We start from the raw sequence: 23,878 nt of genomic DNA, 5'->3' as shown, positions 1-23,878 counted from the left end.
TAGTTTAAGCGATTTACTTGTATGATAAAAGCTTAATGAGATTAAAAATGATTTGCAATTATATCAAACCTAGATCAATTGCTTTTAATGCTGCACGGGTTCTATCACGTACATCTAGCTTTCTGAGAATAAAAGACACTTGATTACGGATAGTCCCTTCAGACTTATAAAGTGCCTCGGCGATTTCACTATTTGAATAGCCTGCAGCGATTAAATTGAGCACTCTAAGCTCGCTTTTACTTAATTTATCAGGAGTTGCTAAAGAAGTATCGGTTGTTTTAGTGGGCTTATTCAAAATTCGCTCGGTGATCGCAGGAGCTAGCGCTGAGCCACCTTTAGCAAGTGTTTCGATGGCGCTGACCAAGCGCTCTAAATTAATATCTTTTAACGCATAACCCTTAGCGCCATAGCGAATACATTCTAGCACTTGTTCACTATCATCAAAGGTCGTGAGTACCAGTACTGGTTGCCTCAGCTGTTGTGCTTGCATACTTTTCAGTACGCCAATACCGTCTAGAATAGGCATGCGAATATCAAGGAGTACAACATCAATAGAATGTTGCTTGAGCATCTCAAGAGCCGTTTGGCCATTGTCAGTCTCAGCCACGACTTGAATACTTGCTTTAAGGGCGAGTAAGCTTTTTAAGCCTTCTCTTAATAATGTTTGGTCATCAACGAGTAATACCCTAATCATTTTTTACGCCAAAGTATGTGGATTAAGTTTATGAGGTAGCGTTGCAGCAATCGCAAACCCATTATTATTTTGTTCAAACTTGATTGCCCCTCGCACTAAAGCTAAGCGCTCTTGCATGCCTGTTAAGCCATTGCCTAAGTTCAGCTTGGGCATTTCGCCGCCGTTATCATAAATAGTGAGATGCACTGAATCAGCTTGGAGGTCTAAGCTTACCGACAGCTCGGTCGCATCACTGTGTTTAATACAATTCGTAATCGCTTCTTGCACAGTATGAAATAACGTTTGTGCCAATAACGTATCACTTATTTTTATATTTTCATCGTAATTGAGTGTGACATTTAAGCCTGTAACATGGCTGCACAGTGAATTAAGCGATGCATGTAAATCAATGGTTTGGTTTTCTCGCATTGACGAGACAGAGTCACGCACATCATTTAATAACAAGCGGGTAATTTGCTGTGCTTTAGTTATGTGTTTTGGTGCTTCATGATTAGCACAGTGATTGGCGACTTCTAAGTGAATACTGAGTCCTGTAAGGTGGTGGCCAAGGGTATCATGTAAATCTCTGGCAATACGAATACGTTCATCGCGAGTTGCGGTATCGTTTAAAAGCGCTTGAGTTGCTTTTAATTCACGTAATAAATGGGCTGCTTGTTCTTTGGCTTTACGCTCAGAAATAAGCCGAGTAGCAAAGCGATAGGCAAAGCTATTGTATAAAGTGAAAGCCAACCCGTTGAGCAATACAAATTGCTTATCAAAGCCATAGTGAAGCGTCAGCGCCATCAAAAAGGGCAGGCAAATGAGTAAATAGAGGCTGGCTTTGTTTGGCTCGTAATCGCTGAATTTAACTAAGAAGATGATCAATAGAATTGCAACAAAGCCAATATTAAATAGCCACATCAATAGCACAACATTAGCGATAGTGAAGTTCAAAATACGGGTTTGATAGTGCTTAAATCGTGATCTGAAAAACTCAAAATAAATTAAAAAAGCAAAAAAGCTTATAAATAACACACTGATCAAAAACGTATTTATTGTACTAAAACTTAGCTGCGCCGACTCTGCTCTTTGCGACCAAGCGTGCAGAGTATAAAGAAACACAAACCCCCAGGTGATTGCTGAGAGTATAAAATCGCTTCGATGTATCAACGTTTGCAAGAGTTTGTTCATACGCTTAGTTTAATCCGCAATTATTCGTTTATGTATATGACAAATGTCACGATTAAATATGTGACATTTGCAGCAAGTCAGTCCTAATGGTGAGGCGTTAAACTGCATTAAAACACCAATATAGGGACATTATCATGACCAAACATGAATTTCTGCGAAATAGTCTTTTTTCTTATCTGTTGATTGTAGCTTATTGTTTAGCAGCATTATTTGTTGATGATGCCAAGGCCGATGAGCAATCACAGCAATGGCAAATGGAGGTCGGTGCTGCACAATTGGCTATTGATACAGCATGGCGAGATCACGATATTCAAACCATGGTCTTGCCATACTTCAACGCCCGAAAAGGCAACTGGCGCATAGGGCCTAAATATGGCTTAGTGCAATATGCCTTTTTACAAGGCGCAGAGTTTGAAGCGTCAATGGGGCTTAGTTTCCGAGATGAAACCTACGATAGCAGTTTAATCTTTAGTGATGAGTTGTCGGATGATGAGGTTTTCACTGACTATAAAGACGGCAAAGGTGAGCTAACCTTCAGAACTCAGCTGCAATATAAACAGCTTTTTGTTCGTTTAGCGCAAGATATTTCGAATCACTCCGATGGACTTACGTTTCTTGCCCGCTATAACCTACCGATTTATGGCCAAGGATTAGGGTTACAGCTAAGTGCTGATCTCGGTTTTTATTGGCAAGATAAAAAATACACTCAATACCTGTATGGCATAGCTAATGGCAATATCGCCCCTGAGTTTGGCAGATATGAATATCAGCCAAGTGCAGCCCTTAACCCATTCACCTCGCTAAACCTGACTTATGTTTTTAATAAGCAGTGGTCTGTTTTTACGAGCTTGCGGTATGAGCAACTTGACTCAACTATCAAAAAAAGCCCGCTCGTGGGAGAAACTGCCAAGCAGCAATTCGCTGCAACTATAAATTATCGTTTTTAGAAAAAGGGATGAGCAATGAATTATCTACTGAGATTATGCATTTTACTCTTACTAACTGGTTGCAATAGCGCTGAAGAGGAAGTGTTTGACGAAGACGATTTATACCAAGGTGTCTATGAAAGTGACTATTATGTTTATAACTTTAGCGAGTACCCGGTTGATTTTTATATGATGAACCTACGAAACAACACACCAACAAGCGCAATTTATAAGGAGCAGAACTTCCAACAATCAATCGATGGCTACGGTGGTTTTGAAAAGCTTAACTTTAAGCGTTCTGTGGTCGGAAAGGTTGGCTTTGCAGCTTTTTATGATGCTGAAATAAAAGCTCATCTACAAAAGTGGGTTGTTAGTGATATAGCTAATTATGTGATCATTTATATGGATGGCGAAACGCTGAAACTGGCTTTTTTAGCACGCACTGAGGCTGTAGATAGTGGTGATTACCCTGTGGTTAGGCTGGTTAGTTTTATCGGCAATACGAACTACAGCTATAAACTTGCTAATAGTGAATTAACTGAAGCAACAGCAACAGCTTATATACCGTTAACTCATTGCGCTAGTGACTTACAAATTGCCGGTTTTGAATTTGATTTTTGTAACTTAGAGCAGCGTGGTTACTTAATTGTGCTGCTACCTAATGAGCAACTAGCAATCATCAAAGAGTAGTGCTTTATGACAATTTCGTGAATATTGTGATAATGTAACTTTTTATAGTTTCATTGCTTTATAATGCCTTTTTTATTTGTATGATAAAGCTGGTTTTGAGCTTGGAGTTAGCATGGTTTCACGTCGAGAATTTTTAGTAGGGGCGGGCACATTAGCCTTTTTAGGATTATCAAAAAGTGCCATAGGTAAAGTGTCGTTAGGTGATTTAAAAACAACGGCTGTGGGCTTTGGTCCGTTAATTCCTGATCCAGATAAATTGCTCGACTTACCCGAGGGCTTTAGTTATCAAGTAGTTTCAAGCCTAGGTGAGAAAATGTCTGATGGGTTTACAGTACCGGACAAAGCTGATGGCATGGGCTGTCTAGCGCTTGGTAATGACCGTGTTGCATTAGTGCGAAACCATGAGCTAAAGCCAAAAGACTTAGCGAAAGCTGAAGCAAGTATTGCCAATCATAAAACACCTCTGGCTTTTGATACTAACATTGACGGTGTGGCGTTACCGGGTGGCACAAGTCATATCGTGTATAACTTAAAAACTTCTCAAAAAGAGCAAGAGTACTTGTCATTGGTCGGCACTATTCGTAACTGTTCTGGCGGTATTACGCCATGGGGCACCTGGCTTACGTGCGAAGAAACCACCGATACTAAAGCCGATGGATTTAACCAAGATCATGGTTATATTTTTGAAGTACCCGCAAATAGCAAAGGCTTAATTAAACCTGAGCCATTAAAAGCCATGGGTCGATTTAACCACGAAGCGGCTGCCGTTGATCCGCGTACGGGCATTGTTTATTTAACTGAAGATAAAGGTGATAGCGTCTTTTATCGTTTTATTCCAAATGAATATGGCAAGCTGCATAAAGGCGGGCAATTACAAGCGATGGTGGTAAAAGGTAAGCCACAATTCGATAGCCGTAACTGGAATAATAAAGCCATGGGGCTACATCAAGAGCTTGAGGTTGAGTGGGTCAATCTAGATAACCCTGAAAGCCCGAAAGACGACCTACGCCTACGTGGCTACAAAGAAGGTGCAGCATTGTTTGCTCGTGGTGAAGGTATTCACTGGGGTGATAAAGAGCTTTATTTTTGCTGTACCAATGGTGGTAAAAAACAACTTGGTCAGGTTATGAAATATCAGCCATCAGAATTTGAGGGCACAGATAAAGAAGCACATCAACCTGGTAAGATCTCGTTGTTTGTAGAAAGTACTAGCAAAACTCTCTACAACTTTGGCGATAACCTAACCGTGTCACCTAATGGTCACTTAATTGTTTGTGAAGACCAATACACCGATGTGGTTGATAATCATCTTCGTGGTGTGACACCCCAAGGCCAAGTTTATAATTTTGCCCGCTTAGTGGCGCAAACTGAGCTGGCTGGTGCCTGTTTTTCACCCGATGGTAGCACTTTGTTTGTGAACGTTTACTCACCTTCAAAAACACTTGCTATAACAGGCCCATGGCATCAATTTAGTGTTTAATTAAAGTCTATTTTAAATAGCCACTGCGAGGTGGCTTTTTTTGTATCACGAAAATTTATGTTCCTCTTTTTATAATCAGCTGTTCTAGTTAGAATCACTTTGTTTCACAGGAAAATAATAATAAAACGAAAACGGAGTTGATATGTCTGTTACTGAGCAGAGTCGAGAGCAAGTTAAAGCAAAACTAGTTAAGCAAAGTCCACTTGCAGCCGCAATCGGCGTAGCTTGCTGGAGTATCCCAATCATTATTTTATGGATCACAGTATTTTCAATTAAAAGTGCTATTGGGCCTGTAATGTTAGTGATTAGCGGCGTACTCGTTGGCCTAGCTGTTCGTATTCATGGGCGTGGCTATGATCGTATCTTTTCAGTTATTTCACTTATTGCATACCTATCTGTAATCGCTGTTGCGCTCAGTTCAGAGGTTTTGATCAGCGGTACATTGTCTTTATCAATTTATGCTTTGTTATTTGCACTTGGCTCTTGGTCAGCAGCATTTATTGCACGTAAAAGCATTCCATTTATTGACCATAAGTTATTTGCTGAGGTGTATGAATCCGGTGAGCTGGCAGGGTATAAAAAAATTAAAAATCATTGGTTGGTAGTATTACCGAGTACCCTAATTGCTACATCATGTTTGAGTTTTGCAGGCGCCGTTGGTGCATTTGCTCACCAGCAGTATTTGTTTGTTGAAAAACAGGTGGAGCAAGAGCAACATCAAGCAGCTAAGTTTAGAGCAAAACATATTCCAACAGATGATGAGTTTCTTGCAACCTTGTCTGACAAAAAAGCATTTAGCTATGCTTTTGCCTACTATTCGGGTCGTCACTTTGATGAGCGAGGCGTTTATCAGGGGAATTTTCCACAAGATACATTTAAATCAGAAACTATTTTACGTTATCTCGTTGAACATAAAAATGAACCTAGAGCGCAATTTATTCTGGGAAGAATGCTTGCTTTTGAGCGTGGTGAAGCACTCATGGCAAGCTCAAGACAGAGCGGTGATCAGTTCGCTCGGCTATATGACATTTATCAATTCGGTTGCCATATAGATGCAAAGCAAGGACGTACGCTATTGCAAAGCTTTAAAAAACTCGTAACAGAGCAGTCGGTGATCATCGATATTCAGCAAATGCAGAGTAATGATTTTCGTGATTATTGCGACATTCTAGATGACACCGAATTTGATTACCGTTATATCCGTGATTACAAAAGCTAATCCCCAAGGTCACTAATTATTAGTAACGGAAAGTTCTTTGCTGAGCGGGGCTGCCAATCTGCAAACTCAATATTACTCACATTCAGTGTATTGAGTGCTTTTTTTGAGTAGCTCCAGCCTCTGGCTTTTTGTGCCACAGCTGCACGTTTTAGCTCTTTAGATAAACCAATCGTTAGCAAGTCATGATTAACTCCGCGTTTTGCATAAAAGGCTTTTTCACGAGCCATGGCTTTTGCGATTATTTCATCGTATTGAGTGCGCAAAGCCTGCCACTTGGTTGTTTTTTCTGGCTCTTTTAAATGGCTTACCATGGCATCAATATCGCTATCTCGCCAGCGAGCTGAAGCGGCATCGCCGTGCCAACCGACAATGGCGTTCTTAGCTATGGTGGTAGGGTTTCCTGCAAGTAATACGTAATTAGCACACGACGAAAAGCAAAATTGTTTTACATGAACTTTTAAATTATGCGCCAAAATCAATTCGGCGAGATCCATACCTAAATCAATGTTTCCGCCACCACTGGTGATTTGTATGCTGTTTATGTTTTGCTGCTCAGCCAAAAGCTGTGCAACATGTTGATTGTTTTTGGCATTAATTTCGCCTTGATAAATAATGCGCTGCTCGCTCAGTGACACACCGGCAAAACTTAACCAAGGGATGATTAAAAATAGACTAAAAAATACACGTAACATAAAACGCTAACCTTATAAATTGTATGATAATTCTATCATGCTTTTAGGGTTTTTTAGCGGCTTTTTTGGCGCTGACTTTAGCGGCATGTTTAGCTATCCACTTAGTCATTTTTTTCATTAAAGCGGGTGGAAAATCATGGCCCATTCCGGGCACGACTCTTAACTTACTGCGCTTTATTAACAGGGCGGTGTTAATACCCGCAGACAGCGGCATAACAGGATCAGCACTGCCGTGAATTACTAACGTGGGCGCTTTAATCTTTTTTAGTAATTGCTCGCGATAAGGCGTTGCGGCAATGGCTGCAAGCTGACGTTTAAAGCCTGTTTGATTTGTGTGGGCCCGCTCAATATAGCGTTCAGCGTTGGCGTATAAAGCGTGTTCATCTTGTGGGTAGGCTGGGCTGCCAATGAGTTGGTTGAGCCTAACATTGTAATCAATCGCGGCTTCTTTATTATTGCTTCGGGGGCGTATTTTTGCGAGCTTTACCAAAAGGTTAATGTTTGATCCCGAAAACGATAACGGCGAGCTACTCGACATAATTGAAGTTAAGCTCAGTACACGTTTTTTATACTTTGCCGCGGCAATTTGCGCAATCATGCCACCCATCGACGCCCCCACTAAGTGCGCTTTTTTGATAGCCAGTGCATCCATTAATTCTTTTACATCGCGAGCCATGTCATCGAGCGAATAGGGCAGCTTTGCGCGAATGGGTAATCGGCGGCTAAGCCAATGCTTTACGAGACTCGGCTTGCCTAACTCATCTAACGATGAGGATAGCCCTGCATCACGATTATCAAAACGAATAACCCGAAAGCCTTTTTCGACCAAGCCAAAATAAAGCGACTCTGGCCAAACGGTAAATTGAGCACCTAAGCCAATAATTAAGATGATCACCGGCGCATTTTTATCGCCTTCATCTTGATAACTAATACAAATACCGCTGGCTGTAAGGATATGTTCCATAGACTGACAAATAGGCTTACGCAGGTACCATCAGCTTAATGTGTGAAGTTGGCAATTTAGTGACAGTAAAAAGAATACTGATAACAGGAGCAGTAATAGGGACGGTAAGGAAAATAGACAGCATATGACTACATGCTGTCTATTTTCAGGGAATTTACTTAGAAGTAAGCGGTAACGCCAATCCAGAAGTTACGGCCTTTATCTTTAACGTTGTAGTCGTCTGTGAATGTAACTTCGCTAATTACACCGCGACCTGTTAGATATTCGTACTCACCATCGCCATTTAGGTCGGTATAGCTTGTGCTATAAGAGGTGAAATCTTCGTCTAATAGGTTGTTTACACGGGCATTGATTTGCACGTACTCATTTACATAAAACTGCGCACCTAAATTAAGTAGGTTGTAGTTTTTGTAATACAGCGCTTTATCGTGCACGTTATCCCAACCGCGGTAACGGTCTGAACGATATACACCTTGTAGGTATAAGTTCATAAAGTCTGTCGCTTCCCAGTTTAGGGTAAGGTTTGCCATGTGCTCAGCTGAGTTAGTTAATGGTTGACCTTGTTCAGGACCGCTCTTTTGTTCGCTATCAGTCCAGGTGTAGTTACCGTTAACAGACACTGTTTTAGTGATTGTGTATTGACCAGCAATTTCAACACCTTGAAGGTCTACTTCGTCGATATTGATCTTTTGGCTGTAGCTATCGTAGCCAAGCTGATCGTATTGACCTAGGTTCACACATGGACGTACGTCGTTAGTTTGTTCACAGCTTAAAATTGTATCGCCGCTGGCAATTTTGTCTTCAAACTTGGTGTTGTAGTAAGTCACGTTAATGTTGTGATCGCCATCAAGTGAAGTCCAGTAAAGTGCAACTTCTGAGTTAACACTGGTTTCTGGTTCTAATTCAGGGTTACCTGCAAATGGGCTTGTGCCTTGGCCACCAAATCCGGTGATCCCGTCATAAAGGTCAGTTGTTTTTGGTGTTTTGTAACCTGTACTTACACCACCTTTTAAGGTCCAAGTGTCAGATAAGTTATATACACCGTAAACACGAGGTGATACTTGGCTACCAAATACATCGTGGTCATCGTAACGAGCACCAAGTGTAAAGGTGAAGTTATCAGTTGCCATCCAGTTATCTTCGGCAAAGATTGAGTACATGTTTTGCTCTTGTACTTTGCCAGCTTGATCACTTTCAAGACCAAATACACCGTCTTTTAATTCACCGTCGATAAGCTGGCCACCAATTGCTAGGTTATGGCTCCCAAAGCGCCCCTCGATTGGAATATCAAAACGTAAGTCATAGGTATATTGGCTGCTTTCAAGTGGGCGAGCAGGGCGTGGTAAGAATGTTTCTTCAGCTAAGTCTTTACGTGCTTGCTCGTCCATTCCTTCGTATTCGCCAGTACCATCGTACATAGCTTGCAGCTCTAATCGCTCGCTTACACTCAGTGGTAAAGTACGGCCATTGTTTTGCGTATCAACATAAGACACAGAGGCTTTTACCGTTGCCCAGTCAAGCTCGCCATCGTAGCTGAGTGACCACCATTCACGGTCAAACTCTTGGTCTGCGGCGTAACCTGCGCGCGGGTTTACTTGGCCGCGGCGATCTTGCCAAATTGACTCAATGTTATCTTTAGTACCAAGTGGGTAAGTAATTGTGCCTGATTCAATGTCGTAGCTTGGTGTGTTGTCGTACACTTGGCTTGAATTGTCATAATCAAAACGTAAATGATGAGATTCAAACGGGGTATAAGTTAACGTAAAACCATACTGCTCATTTGTGTTATCAACGGTACGACCGCCACTGCCAAAGCCTAATGAACGAGTATGTACAACACCATTAGGATCGGTCGCTGGTTCAAAAGTTGGCGATGATGCTTGTTGTTCGTAAACACTGCCGCGCACACCTAAACTTAATACGTCTTTAATTAGCGGGCCCATCACACTAAAGTCAGTGGTAATGTCATCACCAAAATCATCGTTTTGCTGTAGTGAACGGCTAAAAGATACTGCACCACTCCAGCTGTCAGTGTGCTTTTTAGTGATGATATTGATTACACCACCCAGCGCATCTGCACCATAAAGTGTTGATGCAGGACCGCGAATTACTTCAACTCGCTCAATCGCATCAACCGGTGGTACGTGGTTAAACGCGTTGCCACCAAAATTGTTTGGGTAAATGTCGCCATGGTTATTTTGGCGTTTACCATCAATTAGTAACAGGGTGTATTCACCTGTTAAACCACGCATACTCACACTGCCTTGGCCCGTTTTATCACGAGTTGTGCCAATGTCGATACCTTCTAAATACTGCACAGCATCAAGTACTGAGGTGAAGGCATGAGATTTAATATCTTCATTGGTGATAATTGAAATACTTGCAGGTGCTTCGGTAACTTTTTGCTCAAAACCTGTTGCAGTGATTACTAAGCGTTCCATATCTTGTTTCGGCTTAGCGTCATCAGCAAAGGCTGAAAAATGTGTTGCTATGGCAAGTGCCAGTAAGCTTGGTTTTATTGATTTCATTGTAGGGTTCCAGTTCTTTTTGTAGGTTATCCCTTTGAGGGACGCTGCGTATAGTACAGAAATGAAAAATACAATCAATAATTATTCTTATTTAGATTAATCTTTTTCAAGTTGCATTTACAGTTATTACAACTTTTTTCTATTTATGTTTTTGTTGATTAGTAAAATAAGGTGATTAAAGCGAAGTCAATTTACAATCTTAAAGCCTGTTAATGTATAGTGCTTCCATCATCACCATAAAAATTAAAATAATGAATTCAGACATCTCTTTAGCGCGCTTTAAGCAGTTTCCTGTGCTTATGTGGATCTTCTTATTTGGCTCGTTTATTATCCGTGGCAGCTATTACATGGTATGGCCATTTCTCGCGGTGATTTTGTACGAAAAGTTTGCTTTATCGGCAACAGAAGTCGGGTTGGTACTTACCAGTGCTGCGGTGATTTCGGTGTTTACCAGTTTTATTGGCAGTAGCCTATCCGATAAAGTGGGCCGGCATACGCTGATGTACATTACCGGCGTGCTGTATATCATTTCTTTCTCGCTGTTGGCTGAGGTAGAAACCGTGGCCGGTTATGTGATTGTGATGACCTTATGCTCGATTGCGACTGCGCTTTGGCGACCATTAACCAGTGCGGCAATTGGCGATATTATTGATGATGCACAAACTCGTGAGCTGGCCATGCAGTCGCTGTACTTTATTGTTAATGTGGGCTGTGCGGTGGGCCCATTAGCCGGAGTATGGCTAGGTTTAACCGGTGAGCAGTCGAGCTTTTATATTACCGCAGGGGCATTTGCTATTTTATTGGTACTGCTTGTTTGGGGCTTTAATTTTAGTGATAAAGCTGCAAAGAATACTGCCGCAATCGACGAGCCAGAAGAGAAAAAACCAGCTGTACAGGGAAAGCAAATTTTACGTATTTTATTTGCAGATAAGCTGTTGCAGTGTTTAATTTTAGCCAATATTTTGTGCATGTTTATTTATGCGCAAATGGATAGTTCACTCATACAATACTTAACTCGTGCAGAGGCTCCCGATTTATTAGCACTGATTTCGGCATTGATATTTACCAATGCGTTAGTGATCATTTCAAGCCAATTTCTGCTGTTAAAAATGATGGCGCGATTTAGCCTAACGGTGCGCATTCAAATTGGCTTGGTGCTATTGATGGTGTCGCAGTTTTGGCTAGCACTTAATCCAATCGATTTATTCTGGGGCTGGATTGGTGCGATAGTGGTGATGAGTTTGGCCGAAACCATTTTGTTTCCGACGATGAACGTTCACCTTGATAGGCTGGCGCCTTCACATCTTCGCGGTGCCTACTTTGGCGCAGCTTCGTTTTACGATTTAGGGTTTGCTTTAGCGCCACTCGGAGGTGGTTTAATTTTAGATTATTACAATGGCCCAACCTTGTTCTTTGTAGCAGGAGGGCTTTGCGTTGTGGTGATTTATTTATACGCCATACTCGAAAAGTTACCCAGACCTGATTTTGCAAACCTGTCATAACCTTTAAGTAGCCCCTTCATGGGGCTTTTTATGGTTTAAACAATTAATGACAGCGATATCAATTTACGTATTTTTTCCGAGATATTAGTTTGTAGTATCGGCTTATAATGTTAAAAAATTGTTTACCATACCGATAAGAACTCAATGAACGCACCTTACTCTTTGTGCAAACGCTCGCTATTATGCTCGGCTGTATTGCTAACACTTGCTGCTTGTGGCGGCTCAGGCTCAGATGAAAAACAAACAACAACCCCTCCTGTAACCGAAACACCACAAAATCAAGCGCCGCAAATCAGCGGTCAATCACAGACTTTACGTGTTGGTGAAACCTTGAGTTTTAGCCCTGAAGTCTCTGATCCAGATAATGACCCTCTTACTTTGTCTGTAACAAACTTACCAAGTTGGCTAAGTTTTAATGAAGCCTCAGCAAGTATCAGTGGCACGCCAGAGCAAGCAGGTAAGTATGCAAACATTGAGTTTACGGTCACTGATGGGCAGCTGTCTGCCCAGCTTTTGATTGATATTAATGTAGAAGCCAAGCTTGTCGAAAATACGCCGCCAACGCTCACGTCTACACCATCGGATAGCAATGAAGGCCAAGCTTATACTTACCAGCTAACATTTACTGATGCACAAAATGACACTGTGGTAATAAGTGAAGTTAGTAAACCTGATTGGCTTAGCTTTGATGCGACTAACCTCAGTTTTAGCGGCACGCCCTTGTTTGCGAATACGGGCGAACAGCAAATTCGTTTTCGTTATTCAGATGGCGAAGTGACGCAGCAGGCAGAGCAAACATTTAACATCGCTGCCAGAGCAAACTCAGCGCCAGTGGTTTCTCCACTGAGTAGTGAAGTGCGTGCTGAGCAGGCATTGAGTGTGCAGTTAGTCAGCAACGATGCAGACAACGATGATGTGAGCTTAACCGTAACAGGTTTACCAACGTGGCTAAGTTTTGATGAGCAAACTAGCATCTTATCTGGCACCGCGAGTAATGAAGAACTTGGTGAACATAAATTCACAATCACAGCCTCTGATTCACGTACAGAGACTAGCTTCGAGTTTGTGTTAAACATTACTCAAAGTTATGTGGCCGAGGCACTCGAAACGGGTAATGCGCTGGTTGTGCCAAACAGCGAATTACTTCTTGATGCGACACTTAATGAAATTGATACCCACAAAGCGCGCTTTCAAAGCATTAAAAATAGCTTATTTGGGTTTGGCTCAAGCTCCACCCTTGATGAATTAAGCTGGTATCCAACCTGGGATGCAACGCTATTAAATGCCACGTATCCATTCAATGAGCCGGTACTACTTACCAACAATAGTTGGCAAGATGGCTACGAGACAAAAATTAGAAATCTTGCTGTAGTCGGGACTAGTGATGGTGAGCAAGGCCGTTACTTGGTATTTGGTAGTAATCCTTATCGAAATACCATTAACGAGCAAATGACTCAGTTTTTGAAAAACAGCACCACATGGTTAGCTGGCAGAGAAATAACCGCAGAGCAGCCACTCAAACTTGTATTAGCACAACTAGATCAAAGCTATTACTTTCAAGATAGGATCAAAACGCGAGAGTGGTTTGATAGTCAATATGAAGGCATGGTGAGCTATAACGACAATGCAAGTTGTGACAACGACGCTTTAGCGGCGTGTTTAACAACTGACACGGATGTACTGATTATTTCTCAGCATGAGCGTGAAGGATTAAATATTGATAATGTTGTGGCTGCAGTAAAGCAAGCGCAAGAAAACGATATAGCAGTGATCTATATTCAGCGTGATGGTAGTCAAACGGCATTAGGTAAAGCGCTATTTGAATTACTCCATGTGAGCGTTGCAGGTGATAACTACTGGCACCGATTAGAACTGGCAAATTGGAACCCAGTTGCTATCAACGACAGCTTGCCAACTGATGCGCAAACTATTAAAGACTTACTTAGCCGCTTTAAAAGCAGCGAATTTAGTGTTGATTTAAGTGCTTGCGATAATCGAAGCTGTCCAGCTGAAAGCCAATATCAGCAACAGTTTAGTGATGCGGCAACGATCATTAATTCGGTGTTTAGAGGTTTTGACCAAGCGAAAACAGATATCTTTACTGAGCAGGGCTATCGCTTTTACCAGTTACTGGCGCTGCTTGCAGATCATTATCGCCAAGTTGTGAGCTTCCCGATGGATAAGCTAAGCACCGAGAATACAAGCTTCTTTCGTGCCCTGTTTACCGATCATGCGGTATTAAATATACGTAAAGTTAATCCACTTCAAGTTGATATGGGGAATTTCAGCCGTAGTGATTTTAGTCATGTAACACCTAAAACCGTCACCGTGAATATGCAGAGTAAGGCGTATTTTCGCTCAACGGGTGTGTATGCCTTGCCGGGTCAAACATTTGCTATCAAACGCACTGATAATCAAGCAGTGAATACCAAGGTGTTTGTTAATACTCTGCGCGATGGCGCAACACATTACATGAGCAGCAATGGCTATAATCGACCCGCTAAATTGCAGTCGGTTCATGTGCCTATAGAGACAAATGAAACGGTCTATTTTACGTCACCTTATGGTGGACCAATTCAAATTGAGTTTGATCAAAATGATTTAGATGTCAGCTTTGAATTTAGCAATGTAGGTGAGCACCCGTATTGGCGTAGCAGCAGTGATGATGAGCGCTTTGCTGAGTTGCTTGAAAAAGGGGATTATGATTGGGCTGAGGTCGCAACCGGTGGTTTTGAGGTGCATTCAAAGCTCGAGAAAATGCGTATTTCAATTAACGATGGTTATTGGCCTGTAGCGTCTGACTTCGCCCATGCTGTAGAGCGTTATACCCATAACTATCCACATGTACTTGCTGGTTTCAAAGGGCCGGGCATCGATGTGGTTAGCGAAATTCATGACTTTGCGAGTGAACGCAATATTGAAGTACAAACAATTGATATTGTAAAACATATGAATGCAGACCAACCGACCTGTGGTTGGGGCTGTTCGGGCAATCCGTATGACGCAGGTTGGAATTTTAATCCAACAGGGCATGGCGATATCCATGAGTTAGGGCATGGTCTTGAAAGAGGGCGCTTCCGTATCGAAGGGTTTGGTGGCCATTCAAATACCAATTTTTACTCCTACTACAGTAAGTCGAAGTTTGAGGATGAAACCGGCTTTTCGGCATCGTGCCAAAACTTGCCATTCGAGAACTTGTTCGATCATTTACAAGCCAGTAAACAAAGCGCAGACGCATTTGCTTATATGCAAGATTTAGCGATGTCAGAGTGGTCGCAAAGTCACGCTATTTATTTACAAATTATGATGGCCGCACAGGCACACAATAAGCTTGAAAACGGCTGGCATTTATATCCTCGCTTACACATTTTGGAGCGTGCGTTTAATCTAGCTGATAACAGCGAGACTAATTGGCAGGCACAAAAAGATACACTTGGCTTTTCAAGCTACAGCTTGTCAGAGGCACAAAGCATAGGCAACAATGATTGGCTCCTAATCGCACTTTCAGAAGCAACCGAGCTCGATTTGAGCAACTACTTCAGCATGTGGGGCATGGCAACGTCAGACAAAGCAAAACAGCAGGTTAAAGCGAAAAACTACACGGTATTAGGTGATGTTTACTATGCCTCATCTGCCACCGGCTATTGTACGACGTTAAATCAAACAGAAGTTGCAATTGATGGGACGCAAAGCTGGCCTGAATAATACACCGCGTTGTTAAGTTGATTGGTATTCGTATTTAAAACGCCAGCGAAATATTTCGCTGGCGTTTTTATCATTAGATTAGTGAAATTAGCTACAACTGCTACCTTTATAACTCACACATTTAACGTTGAGGTGTAACATGGCTGTTTCTGCAATCCCAAAAGGTTACCATGCGGTAACCCCGTATTTGGTTATTGAAGGTGCCACTAAGGCGATAGAGTTCTACAAACAAGCTTTTGCTGCTGAACTTGTAATGCAAATGCCTCTGCCTGATGGTGGGGTGGCACATGCTGAAATAAAAATAGCCGACTCTCATATTATGCTTTCTGATAATTGCCCTGATGTGCAATTTAAGTCGCCGCAACAACTTGGCGGTACGCCGGTGAGCATTATGCTGTATGTTGAAGATGTCGATGCTGTTTTTGCTAAAGCCTTATCGCTTGGGGCGAAAGAGCTGCGTCCAGTACATGACCAATTTTATGGCGATAGGTCAGGGACTCTAGAGGACCCTTTTGGTCATATTTGGACTATAGGGACACACAAAGAAGACCTCAGTGAGCAAGAGCTTATGCAACGTATGAGCGAGCTTATGAGTAAAGAGCAAGATGCTTAATACCTATCTGCAAATTATAGTTAATCATTTTGTTCTGATATTTAAATCCGGATAAGAAGGGTATTCGTATGTATGTTAAAACATATGAGTTATCCCATGAAAAAACGAGTTTTATATTGGCTACAAAATGATTTACGCCTAGCTGATAATGAAATTTTATCTGAATTAGCAGATTTTGCTGGCGAGCTTGATTTAGTGTTTGTGATTGAACCGCGTTGGTTTAGGCAAACTAATTACCAACAGAAGCCATATGGGGAACATAAGTACAACTTTTTACTTGAGAGCCTATCTGCATTTGCAAACGCAGTTGAGAATCTTGGCCAAACACTTCATGTGATCACAGGTGAGCCTGAGTATGTAATCAGCCAGCGTTTGCAAAAATATAATATTGAAACATTGGTTTGTACCGAGCAAGTTAGCGTTTATGAGCAAAAACAGCTCGAAAAAATTAAAGCTATATGCCCTCAAGCTGCCGTGAAAACTTATCAGCAAGATACCTTGTTTAAAGCAGCGGACTTACCATTTCAGCTTGATGAATTACCAAAAAATTTTACCGCCTTTCGAAAAAAGGTAGAAGCTGAGCCAACCTCTATAGCTGCACCGCGACCTGCGGTCAGCCGACTACCTCACCCAGTACAGTTATGCGCTGAACACAATATTGCTGACGTAGTTACCCAGTCAGCTAACTTTAAAGGAGGTTTATTTGCAGCTCAGCAACATTGCAGTGCGTACTTTTCCTCAAAAGCACCAAGCAGCTATAAAGAGACTCGCAATGAGTTAGATGGCTTTAGCAACAGCACTAAGTTTAGTGTTTGGCTCGCTGGAGGCACAATTAGTGCTAAACAACTGTATAACGAAGTTGAAAAATATGAGCATCAAAACGGTGCAAATGAGTCGAGCTATTGGATAAAGTTTGAATTGCTATGGCGCGAATATTTCAAATGGCATGCACTGCAAGCGGGAGCAAAGCTTTTTTTATTCAAAGGTCAAAAGCAAAATGCGCCGCTAACAACGTTTAACAGCCAGCGTTTCACTGCTTGGTGTAATGGCTGCACTCCATTTCCATTGGTAAATGCGATAATGCATGAACTCAACACAACAGGCTTTATATCTAACCGCTCGCGGCAGATTGCAGCAAGCTGTTTGGTTAATGAGTTAGCTCTTGATTGGCGCTATGGTGCAGCTTACTTCGAACAGCAACTTATTGATTATGATGTGGCTGCAAATTGGGGCAATTGGCAATATATTGCGGGTGTCGGTGTCGACCCTAGAGGTGGGCGTCACTTTCATATCAATAAGCAAACAGCGCTTTATGATCCGTTGTCACGTTACATTCGCAAATGGAATGGCGAGCAAACGACCACAACGCTTTTTGACTCGGTTGATGAGGTTGACTGGCCGTCAAGGTGAAAAATACCAATCCGCAATAAATCTGTAAGAGTATATTTATTTGATTATATTTTAGTATTTTTTGCCTTTTTAACTAAAATAATGAATAAGACTTAATTGTTTATCATTAGGCTAGTTATTAAGGCAGATTATGGCATTTAGTGAAGCTTACAATGAACTAAAGTCGCAGCTAGGACTAGATATTGCACAGTTGCTTCTCGAAAGTGGTGATGTGGGAGTTTGGCTCTGGAATGTGCAAACAGGCGAAACAATTTTTAATGATAAATGGGCAGATATCATTGGATATTCTCTGTGCGAACTAGAACCCGTTTCAATTGATACTTGGCTTACCTTTGCTCACCCTGAAGACTTAGTGAAATCTGAGCAATTATTAAATGAGCACTTCGAAGGTGAATCAGCGCGATATGTCTGTGAAGCGCGTATGAAACATAAACGAGGCCACTGGGTTAAAGTGCTTGATAAAGGCCAAGTACAAACGTGGGATAAAAACGGTAATCCAGAATGGATGGTTGGAATACATATTGATATTACGGAACAATGGCAAAAAGAACGCGAAATTGAATTCCTACATCAAGAACTAAAAAAGTTCACTGATAACCTCCCAGGCTTTGTTTATCAATATGTAATAGACAATAAAGATGAAGCGTTTTTCCCATTTGCTACATCAAAAGTATTTGATATCTATGGCTGCTCTCCCAAAGATATTGAGTCATCAGCAGATAGAGTTATGCAAGCGATACATCAAGATGATCTGGAACGTATTGTACGAAGTATTGAGCATTCACGTGCAGAGCTAACTGATTGGTGTGAAGTGTTTCGCGTTAACCACCCCAAAAAAGGACAGATCTGGATTTCGGCAAAATCATCTCCTATAGCCCGAGCTGATGGCAGTGTAGAATGGAATGGTTATTCTGAGGATGTTACAGAGGAAGTTAAAAGTAATGAGAGAATTAAACTATTAACGGCTGTTTTTTCTACAACTAGCCGGGGGATTCTGATCACCACCGCTGAGTCTGTGATTGTTGATGTAAATCCTGCTTTTGAGCAAATAACAGGGTTTAAGAAGCATGAGGTAATAGGTAAAAAACCTTCAATACTTTCTGCAAAGAAGCAACCAGATGAGTTTTATCAACAAATGTGGACTGAGTTGCTCGATAAAGGCTGTTGGCAAGGAGAGGTATGGAATAAGCGAAAGTCCGGAGAGGTGTTTCCTGAGCAATTATCCATAGATGCACTGTATGATGAAAATGGCTTAGTTTCTCATTATATCGGTGCATTTGATGATATCTCTTCGGCGGTAGAAAAGCGCCAGCTTCTCAATGAGCTAGTTAATCAAGATCCACTTACTAAGCTATTGAATCGCAGAGGACTCGATATTCAATTGCGTGCTTTCTCACAAAGAACGCCAGCAGAGCATAACCAATTTGCATTGATCTATCTTGATCTTGATAATTTCAAACTCGTTAATGATACATATGGTCATGAACAGGGTGACAATTTGTTACTGGACATTAGTCAGCAATTGCGTTTACAAATGAGAGATAAAGATGTGCTATCGCGCATTGGTGGTGATGAGTTTGTTATTGTTTTACCTTCATTAACAAAGGCTAGTTTGTGCCAAGATATAGCGCTACGATGTCAGCAGGCGGTTAAAAAAGTAGCGCAAGATTATGAAACGGTTCAGCCGGTAAGTGCGAGCTTTGGTATCGCCATGTATCCTTTACACGGACACAGTGCAAAGGAACTTTTGGCCATCGCTGATAAACAAATGTATGAAATGAAATTGGCTCTAAAAGTCTCACCACTCGGTTGATATTTCAACACTAGGCAGTTTATTCAAAAGCGGAAGTAATGCGCGTTCTTTGCGCAAATCTTTACGCTCGTTTTCTAAATCTTTGCGTTCTCGATAAAGCTCTTTTTGCTGAGTATTATTAAGGTGGTTACTGTTTAGCTCGCCACGAATATCTTTTAATCGACGGTCGATATCGTCAATACGATTATCAATATAACTCAGTCTTTGTTGCACTTGATATCTATCGTTACCTTCTTGCCATGCTTTACGAAACGCTGTGCTATTACAGACACCATTGTATGATGCGCCTTGCATGCCTAACGTAAAGCCATTTTCTGGTTCACAGTATGTAGCGAGGCCCTGATCGTATCCCACTTTATATTTAGCAATGTCAGCATTTACACCATACTCACTGCATTGTGATAGTGCATCTATGCCATCGCGATACTCAGTGCCATCTGCACCATGTTTATAACCAATACCATGCCAGTCAGCTTGTAAACATTCATTTTTGCTAACCGAGGTGCAGCCTGCTAATACGATTAGTGGCAGTAGAGGAAGAGTCCATTTTCTCATTTAAATCTCAGCTTATGATATTAATAACTTAATAGATTCTAGCCCGAAAAGTTCGTTGTTAGAAAGCTGTTTTTACTTCAAAGCAGTTAATTCAAAATGATGGCCTGAACTTCATTCACCATTGGCAGAATTTCTGAGCAACACGTAAATTAGGCTGAACATTCTTTAAATGAGTTAACTGTAAGATGCAAAGTAAAGTGAAATGGCAGCGCTTTATCAATAAATGGCGGTCAAAAAACATAATTTTAAACCATAGCTTTAATAGTTCTGTGGGCGACATAAGTTTTGCGCTATTCAATTGCCATTGGGTTTGATGCTTGACGGTTATTGGGCAAGGCAAGTGTCCTGGGTAAGTTTGCCAAGGCGCAAGTAAAGCTCGTGGGTAATCGGTTTTTAACCATCGTTGATAAAAGCGGTGTTTGCGAACGTACTCCACCGGTAAACCCAACGGATACTGTAGGACCTTCCACGAATAAAATGGATGGAAAAACTCCATTTTAAATTCGCAAACCTGCTCGTTAGGAACACTCAAATGGTGGTGTTGATCGTTAAGCAGCAAGAATAATTGAAATGCTTTTTCAAGTGGTAATTCAGCGAGTGGTTCGAAGCTAATTTTTAAGTTAGCTATCAGTTTTTGTTGTAATTGTTCAGCATTATGAACAACTGACTTAGGTAAAAAAGCGTATTGTTGTTTGAGGTAAGCACTGATTAGTTTATCTAAGTTGTTTTCTTTTGCTGCAGCATAAATTTCATCACCGTAATAAATAAGCCCGACCCCAACACTACCGCCATTTCCTGACCAGCTTATTTGTGGTCTGCATACGTTAGTGAAACCTTGATGTTTCGCTTTACGCCAATATTTGCCAAGGCGCTGTTCGACAGATAGCCGCTGGGTGTCTGAAACTTGTATTACTTCTAATGAGACTGCATTTTGTGATGCATATTGTTTAGCACAAAATAGATCTTGGCTATCAGATTGCGAAAAGTTAAACGACTTCAATTGCACGCCTTGGCGCAATAACTCACTGTTAATAAGCCTAGAGTCTAAACCGCCAGACAAAGTGCTAAGAATGGTTTTATCTTTATGTTTTGCCTTTGCAACTAAAGTTTTAAAAGCCTTTGAGATCCCTTCAATTGCATCTGGTGCAACGAGCTTTTGTTTTGCAAGTGATACCCAATCAAAATATCTTTTTCTAGTTACACCCTGTTTTGCATTAAAGCATAGCATTTCACTTGGGTATGAGCATTTTACGTCTTTAAACGGCGTATGATCTAAAAGAGGATAACCAAGCACGGCAAGCTCAGTTAAGGCATCCGGATTGTTCTGTAGTTGGATATCCAACTGCTTGAATAAATTAAGGTTAGTGGAAAATAGTAAACCATACTGTGTTTGTAAGGTATAAAAAGGTTTTAATCCAAGTGGATCAGTCGCTAATGTTAGGCGCTGGCTCTGCAGATCAAATTGACAAAAGCTAAATACTCCTTCGCATTGCTGCAAAGAAAAGTCGAGAGACTCGCAGCCCGCAAGTGTAATTAGGTCCTGTGTTCTAGAGCTTGATATGAGAGGGTGTCCAATGAGTGTTGCAATTTGCGACTCAGTTCGCAACCAGCTCGCCTGCTGATAGGCATCAAAATCATACTGAAAAATGGCTCCATACTCGCAATTAAAAAAACGAACATGTTTTTTTTCATAGTTACTAAATACATTAGCTAGTTGATTTATATACTTAAAGTCAGTTTTATCTGAATCATTGAATTGGAAATAACCTGCAATAATAGCCATGTTAACCACCTTTTCGTTTGCTAACTTATTAGTAAAGTTGCAAGCCATAGGCCAAAACGAATAAAGGCCTTAAACAAGGCCTTTGGTAACATTACAAAATTACAAACGCAGATCAGCGATTGTTAAGTTGTTGGTTGATTTCATCAAATATACTCGCATCATCAATGGTAGATGGAATTTGTAGTTCTTCACCATCTACCAATTGGCGTAAGTTCTTTCTGAGTATTTTCCCTGAACGGGTTTTTGGTAGGCGCTCAACATGCAAAACATTCTTTAAGCAGGCAATGGCACCAATTTGATGCCTTACAGAATGGACTAGCTGTTGCTCGACTTCTTTGCTATCGCCAAGGTAATCGTCTTTGAGCACTATCATCGCCATAGGTAATTGCCCTTTGAGTGCATCGTTAACGCCAAATACTGCACATTCAGCAACAGCAGGGTGGGCTGCAACAATTTCTTCCATTTCACCGGTTGATAAGCGATGACCCGCAACGTTAATTACATCGTCGGTACGACCCATAATAAATAGATAACCATCGTCATCAATATAGCCGCCATCACCAGAAAGGTAGTAGCCCGGATACTCGCTTAAATAACCCGCTTGAAAGCGTTCATTGTTTTGCCAAATTGTTGGTAAGCAGCCAGGAGGTAAGGGCAGTTTAATTACCACCGCACCATTTTCGTTTGCTGAGCACTGCTGCCCATTCATATCAAGAATTTGTACATCAAAGCCCGGTGTTGGCACTGTTGAGCTACCCGCCTTAGTGGCAAGCTGTTCAATACCAATTGGATTACACGCAATGGCCCAACCTGTTTCTGTTTGCCACCAATGGTCAAGTACGGGCAAGCCGGTGTTGTCTTTTAGCCATTCATAAGTGGGAGGATCTAGGCGTTCACCGGCCAAGAATAAACGTTTTAAACTCGAAGTATCGTATTGTTTAAAGCCCTCGGCGGTAGGGTCTTCTTTTTTAATAGCGCGAAACGCAGTAGGAGCACTGAATAAGGCGGTGACTTTATAATCTTCTACAACACGCCAAAACGCACTGGCATCAGGGGTTCTTATGGGTTTGCCTTCATAAAGTACGGTAGCGCAGCGATAAATAAGCGGTGCATATACAATGTATGAGTGACCTACCACCCAGCCAATATCAGAAGCAGCCCAAAATACTTCGCCGGGTTTCATGCCATACACGGTCTCCATGCTGTAATGCATTGCAACAGCGTGACCACCGTTTTCTCGAACCACCCCTTTAGGTGTGCCTGTGGTGCCTGAGGTGTAAAGAATATAAAGCGGGTCGTCACCTGCAACCGGCACGGCATCGACTGTACTTGCTGCATCAGAGGCTGATTGCCAATCGATGTCTCGGCCATCTTGCATCTCGGCAATGGCTTGCTCACGCTGAAAGACAATACAGTGTTCAACAGTATGCTGGGCGTTTTCGAGTGCTTCATCAAGCAGTGGTTTATATTCAATCACATGATTGATTTCGACCCCGCAAGACGCAGTAAGCACAAGCTTAGGCTTTGCATCATCAATACGCACCGCGAGTTCGTGCGGTGCAAAACCACCAAATACAACGGAGTGAATGGCACCAAGGCGAGCACACGCTAGCATACCAATAACCGCTTGTGGGATCATTGGCATATAAATGACTACACGGTCACCTTTGCTTACGCCAAGGGATTGCATGAGTCCTGCAAATTTAGCAACTTGAGTTTGTAACTCGCCATAAGTGTATTGTTGTTTAGTATTGGTAACAGGGGAGTCGTAAATTAGTGCAGTTTGGTCGCCATAGCCTGCTTCGACATGTTGGTCGAGGGCTAGATAACAAGTGTTTAGTTGACCATCGGCAAACCAATGGTAAAAATCATTATCGTCATATTGATAAGGGGCACTTGGCTCTTTAAACCAAGGAATTCGTTTACTTTGCTCAAGCCAAAACTGACCCGGATCGCGCTGGAACTGTTGGTATTGTTGTTGATATTCGCCCGCCATTGTGAGGCTCCTATACTTTTTAGTGAGAGATTTGTACAACGTACTAAAAAATATAGGGCGATATTTGATTAAATAATATGCGACCTTGGTCGGCATTAATGGGGCTAAATGTCGTTAATTCGCCCGGATTTGAGGCGA

The 23,878-nt window shown here is 41.7% G+C and carries 17 protein-coding genes; 9 read left to right on the top strand and 8 right to left on the bottom strand.

From position 1 onward, the window contains the following. Positions 1 to 58 precede the first annotated feature (58 nt). Positions 59 to 694, bottom strand: coding sequence for a response regulator transcription factor (locus tag JIG37_RS08160; RefSeq protein ID WP_199529149.1), 636 nt, complete (start codon positions 692 to 694; stop codon positions 59 to 61). A gap of 3 nt (positions 695 to 697) precedes the next feature. Then, complete coding sequence (locus tag JIG37_RS08155) at positions 698 to 1,795, bottom strand: sensor histidine kinase (protein WP_199529148.1); 1,098 nt, start codon at positions 1,793 to 1,795, stop codon at positions 698 to 700. 203 nt (positions 1,796 to 1,998) lie between these two features. Here JIG37_RS08155 and JIG37_RS08150 point away from each other — a divergent pair, with 203 nt between their 5' ends. The 4 genes from JIG37_RS08150 (at position 1,999) to JIG37_RS08135 (ending at position 6,179) form a co-directional block, all read left to right on the top strand. Further along, positions 1,999 to 2,811 (top strand): MipA/OmpV family protein, encoded by an 813-nt coding sequence (locus JIG37_RS08150; protein WP_199529147.1) that lies wholly within the window; start codon positions 1,999 to 2,001, stop codon positions 2,809 to 2,811. A 15-nt stretch (positions 2,812 to 2,826) separates the two neighbouring features. Further along, the gene (locus tag JIG37_RS08145; RefSeq protein ID WP_054551859.1) at positions 2,827 to 3,480 is read left to right on the top strand and encodes a hypothetical protein; all 654 of its coding nucleotides are present in this window, start codon (positions 2,827 to 2,829) and stop codon (positions 3,478 to 3,480) included. A gap of 112 nt (positions 3,481 to 3,592) precedes the next feature. Further along, the gene (locus tag JIG37_RS08140; RefSeq protein ID WP_199529146.1) at positions 3,593 to 4,960 is read left to right on the top strand and encodes an alkaline phosphatase PhoX; all 1,368 of its coding nucleotides are present in this window, start codon (positions 3,593 to 3,595) and stop codon (positions 4,958 to 4,960) included. Positions 4,961 to 5,102: 142 nt separating this feature from the next. Beyond that, positions 5,103 to 6,179, top strand: coding sequence for a hypothetical protein (locus tag JIG37_RS08135; protein ID WP_187489949.1), 1,077 nt, complete (start codon positions 5,103 to 5,105; stop codon positions 6,177 to 6,179). On the opposite strand, the gene JIG37_RS08130 is transcribed toward JIG37_RS08135, so the two are convergent. From JIG37_RS08130 to JIG37_RS08120, 3 genes are all read right to left on the bottom strand, one after another. Further along, complete coding sequence (locus JIG37_RS08130; protein ID WP_138599910.1) at positions 6,176 to 6,871, bottom strand: ATP-dependent Clp protease proteolytic subunit; 696 nt, start codon at positions 6,869 to 6,871, stop codon at positions 6,176 to 6,178. The two genes, JIG37_RS08135 and JIG37_RS08130, sit on opposite strands and share 4 nt — an antisense overlap. A 43-nt stretch (positions 6,872 to 6,914) precedes the next feature. Next, on the bottom strand, positions 6,915 to 7,835 hold the full coding sequence (locus JIG37_RS08125; RefSeq protein ID WP_194442744.1) for an alpha/beta hydrolase: 921 nt from the start codon (positions 7,833 to 7,835) through the stop codon (positions 6,915 to 6,917). A 158-nt stretch (positions 7,836 to 7,993) separates the two neighbouring features. Continuing rightward, complete coding sequence (locus JIG37_RS08120; RefSeq protein ID WP_199529145.1) at positions 7,994 to 10,363, bottom strand: TonB-dependent receptor; 2,370 nt, start codon at positions 10,361 to 10,363, stop codon at positions 7,994 to 7,996. Between the two features lie 251 nt (positions 10,364 to 10,614). On the opposite strand from JIG37_RS08120, the gene JIG37_RS08115 reads away from it, so the two are divergent. From JIG37_RS08115 to JIG37_RS08095, 5 genes are all read left to right on the top strand, one after another. Continuing rightward, complete coding sequence (locus JIG37_RS08115; RefSeq protein WP_199529144.1) at positions 10,615 to 11,865, top strand: MFS transporter; 1,251 nt, start codon at positions 10,615 to 10,617, stop codon at positions 11,863 to 11,865. Between the two features lie 144 nt (positions 11,866 to 12,009). Then, on the top strand, positions 12,010 to 15,570 hold the full coding sequence (locus tag JIG37_RS08110) for an ImpA family metalloprotease (RefSeq protein ID WP_199529143.1): 3,561 nt from the start codon (positions 12,010 to 12,012) through the stop codon (positions 15,568 to 15,570). Positions 15,571 to 15,709: 139 nt separating this feature from the next. Then, entirely contained in the window at positions 15,710 to 16,183 is a 474-nt protein-coding gene (locus tag JIG37_RS08105) for a VOC family protein (RefSeq protein ID WP_054551851.1), read from the top strand. Between the two features lie 96 nt (positions 16,184 to 16,279). Continuing rightward, positions 16,280 to 17,593 (top strand): DASH family cryptochrome, encoded by a 1,314-nt coding sequence (locus JIG37_RS08100; RefSeq protein WP_199529142.1) that lies wholly within the window; start codon positions 16,280 to 16,282, stop codon positions 17,591 to 17,593. A 130-nt stretch (positions 17,594 to 17,723) separates the two neighbouring features. Then, positions 17,724 to 19,406: a sensor domain-containing diguanylate cyclase gene (locus tag JIG37_RS08095; RefSeq protein ID WP_054551849.1), complete on the top strand. Its 1,683-nt coding sequence runs from the start codon at positions 17,724 to 17,726 to the stop codon at positions 19,404 to 19,406. Here JIG37_RS08095 and JIG37_RS08090 read toward each other — a convergent pair. The 3 genes from JIG37_RS08090 to JIG37_RS08080 all read right to left on the bottom strand — a co-directional run bounded on the left by JIG37_RS08090 (position 19,392) and on the right by JIG37_RS08080 (position 23,740). Next, a complete protein-coding gene (locus JIG37_RS08090; RefSeq protein WP_199529141.1) occupies positions 19,392 to 19,961 on the bottom strand; it encodes a DUF2799 domain-containing protein in 570 nt (189 codons plus the stop codon). The genes JIG37_RS08095 and JIG37_RS08090 overlap by 15 nt on opposite strands. Positions 19,962 to 20,076: 115 nt before the next feature. Then, positions 20,077 to 21,744, bottom strand: coding sequence for an asparagine synthase (locus JIG37_RS08085; protein ID WP_199529140.1), 1,668 nt, complete (start codon positions 21,742 to 21,744; stop codon positions 20,077 to 20,079). A 112-nt stretch (positions 21,745 to 21,856) separates the two neighbouring features. Beyond that, on the bottom strand, positions 21,857 to 23,740 hold the full coding sequence (locus tag JIG37_RS08080) for a propionyl-CoA synthetase (protein WP_199529139.1): 1,884 nt from the start codon (positions 23,738 to 23,740) through the stop codon (positions 21,857 to 21,859). Positions 23,741 to 23,878 lie beyond the last annotated feature (138 nt).

This window comes from Pseudoalteromonas sp. bablab_jr010 (assembly GCF_016464105.1).
Lineage (GTDB): Bacteria > Pseudomonadota > Gammaproteobacteria > Enterobacterales > Alteromonadaceae > Pseudoalteromonas > Pseudoalteromonas simplex.
This window is presented reverse-complemented; position numbering and strand designations above follow the sequence as displayed.

Coding starts and splice junctions, on each gene's coding strand:
- JIG37_RS08120 (WP_199529145.1), bottom strand. CDS start 10,363: ATGAAATCAATAAAACCAAGCTTACTGGCACTTGCCATAGCAACACAT.
- JIG37_RS08090 (WP_199529141.1), bottom strand. CDS start 19,961: ATGAGAAAATGGACTCTTCCTCTACTGCCACTAATCGTATTAGCAGGC.
- JIG37_RS08115 (WP_199529144.1), top strand. CDS start 10,615: ATGAATTCAGACATCTCTTTAGCGCGCTTTAAGCAGTTTCCTGTGCTT.
- JIG37_RS08100 (WP_199529142.1), top strand. CDS start 16,280: ATGAAAAAACGAGTTTTATATTGGCTACAAAATGATTTACGCCTAGCT.
- JIG37_RS08130 (WP_138599910.1), bottom strand. CDS start 6,871: ATGTTACGTGTATTTTTTAGTCTATTTTTAATCATCCCTTGGTTAAGT.
- JIG37_RS08105 (WP_054551851.1), top strand. CDS start 15,710: ATGGCTGTTTCTGCAATCCCAAAAGGTTACCATGCGGTAACCCCGTAT.
- JIG37_RS08135 (WP_187489949.1), top strand. CDS start 5,103: ATGTCTGTTACTGAGCAGAGTCGAGAGCAAGTTAAAGCAAAACTAGTT.
- JIG37_RS08110 (WP_199529143.1), top strand. CDS start 12,010: ATGAACGCACCTTACTCTTTGTGCAAACGCTCGCTATTATGCTCGGCT.
- JIG37_RS08080 (WP_199529139.1), bottom strand. CDS start 23,740: ATGGCGGGCGAATATCAACAACAATACCAACAGTTCCAGCGCGATCCG.
- JIG37_RS08125 (WP_194442744.1), bottom strand. CDS start 7,835: ATGGAACATATCCTTACAGCCAGCGGTATTTGTATTAGTTATCAAGAT.
- JIG37_RS08085 (WP_199529140.1), bottom strand. CDS start 21,744: ATGGCTATTATTGCAGGTTATTTCCAATTCAATGATTCAGATAAAACT.
- JIG37_RS08150 (WP_199529147.1), top strand. CDS start 1,999: ATGACCAAACATGAATTTCTGCGAAATAGTCTTTTTTCTTATCTGTTG.
- JIG37_RS08145 (WP_054551859.1), top strand. CDS start 2,827: ATGAATTATCTACTGAGATTATGCATTTTACTCTTACTAACTGGTTGC.
- JIG37_RS08140 (WP_199529146.1), top strand. CDS start 3,593: ATGGTTTCACGTCGAGAATTTTTAGTAGGGGCGGGCACATTAGCCTTT.
- JIG37_RS08160 (WP_199529149.1), bottom strand. CDS start 694: ATGATTAGGGTATTACTCGTTGATGACCAAACATTATTAAGAGAAGGC.
- JIG37_RS08095 (WP_054551849.1), top strand. CDS start 17,724: ATGGCATTTAGTGAAGCTTACAATGAACTAAAGTCGCAGCTAGGACTA.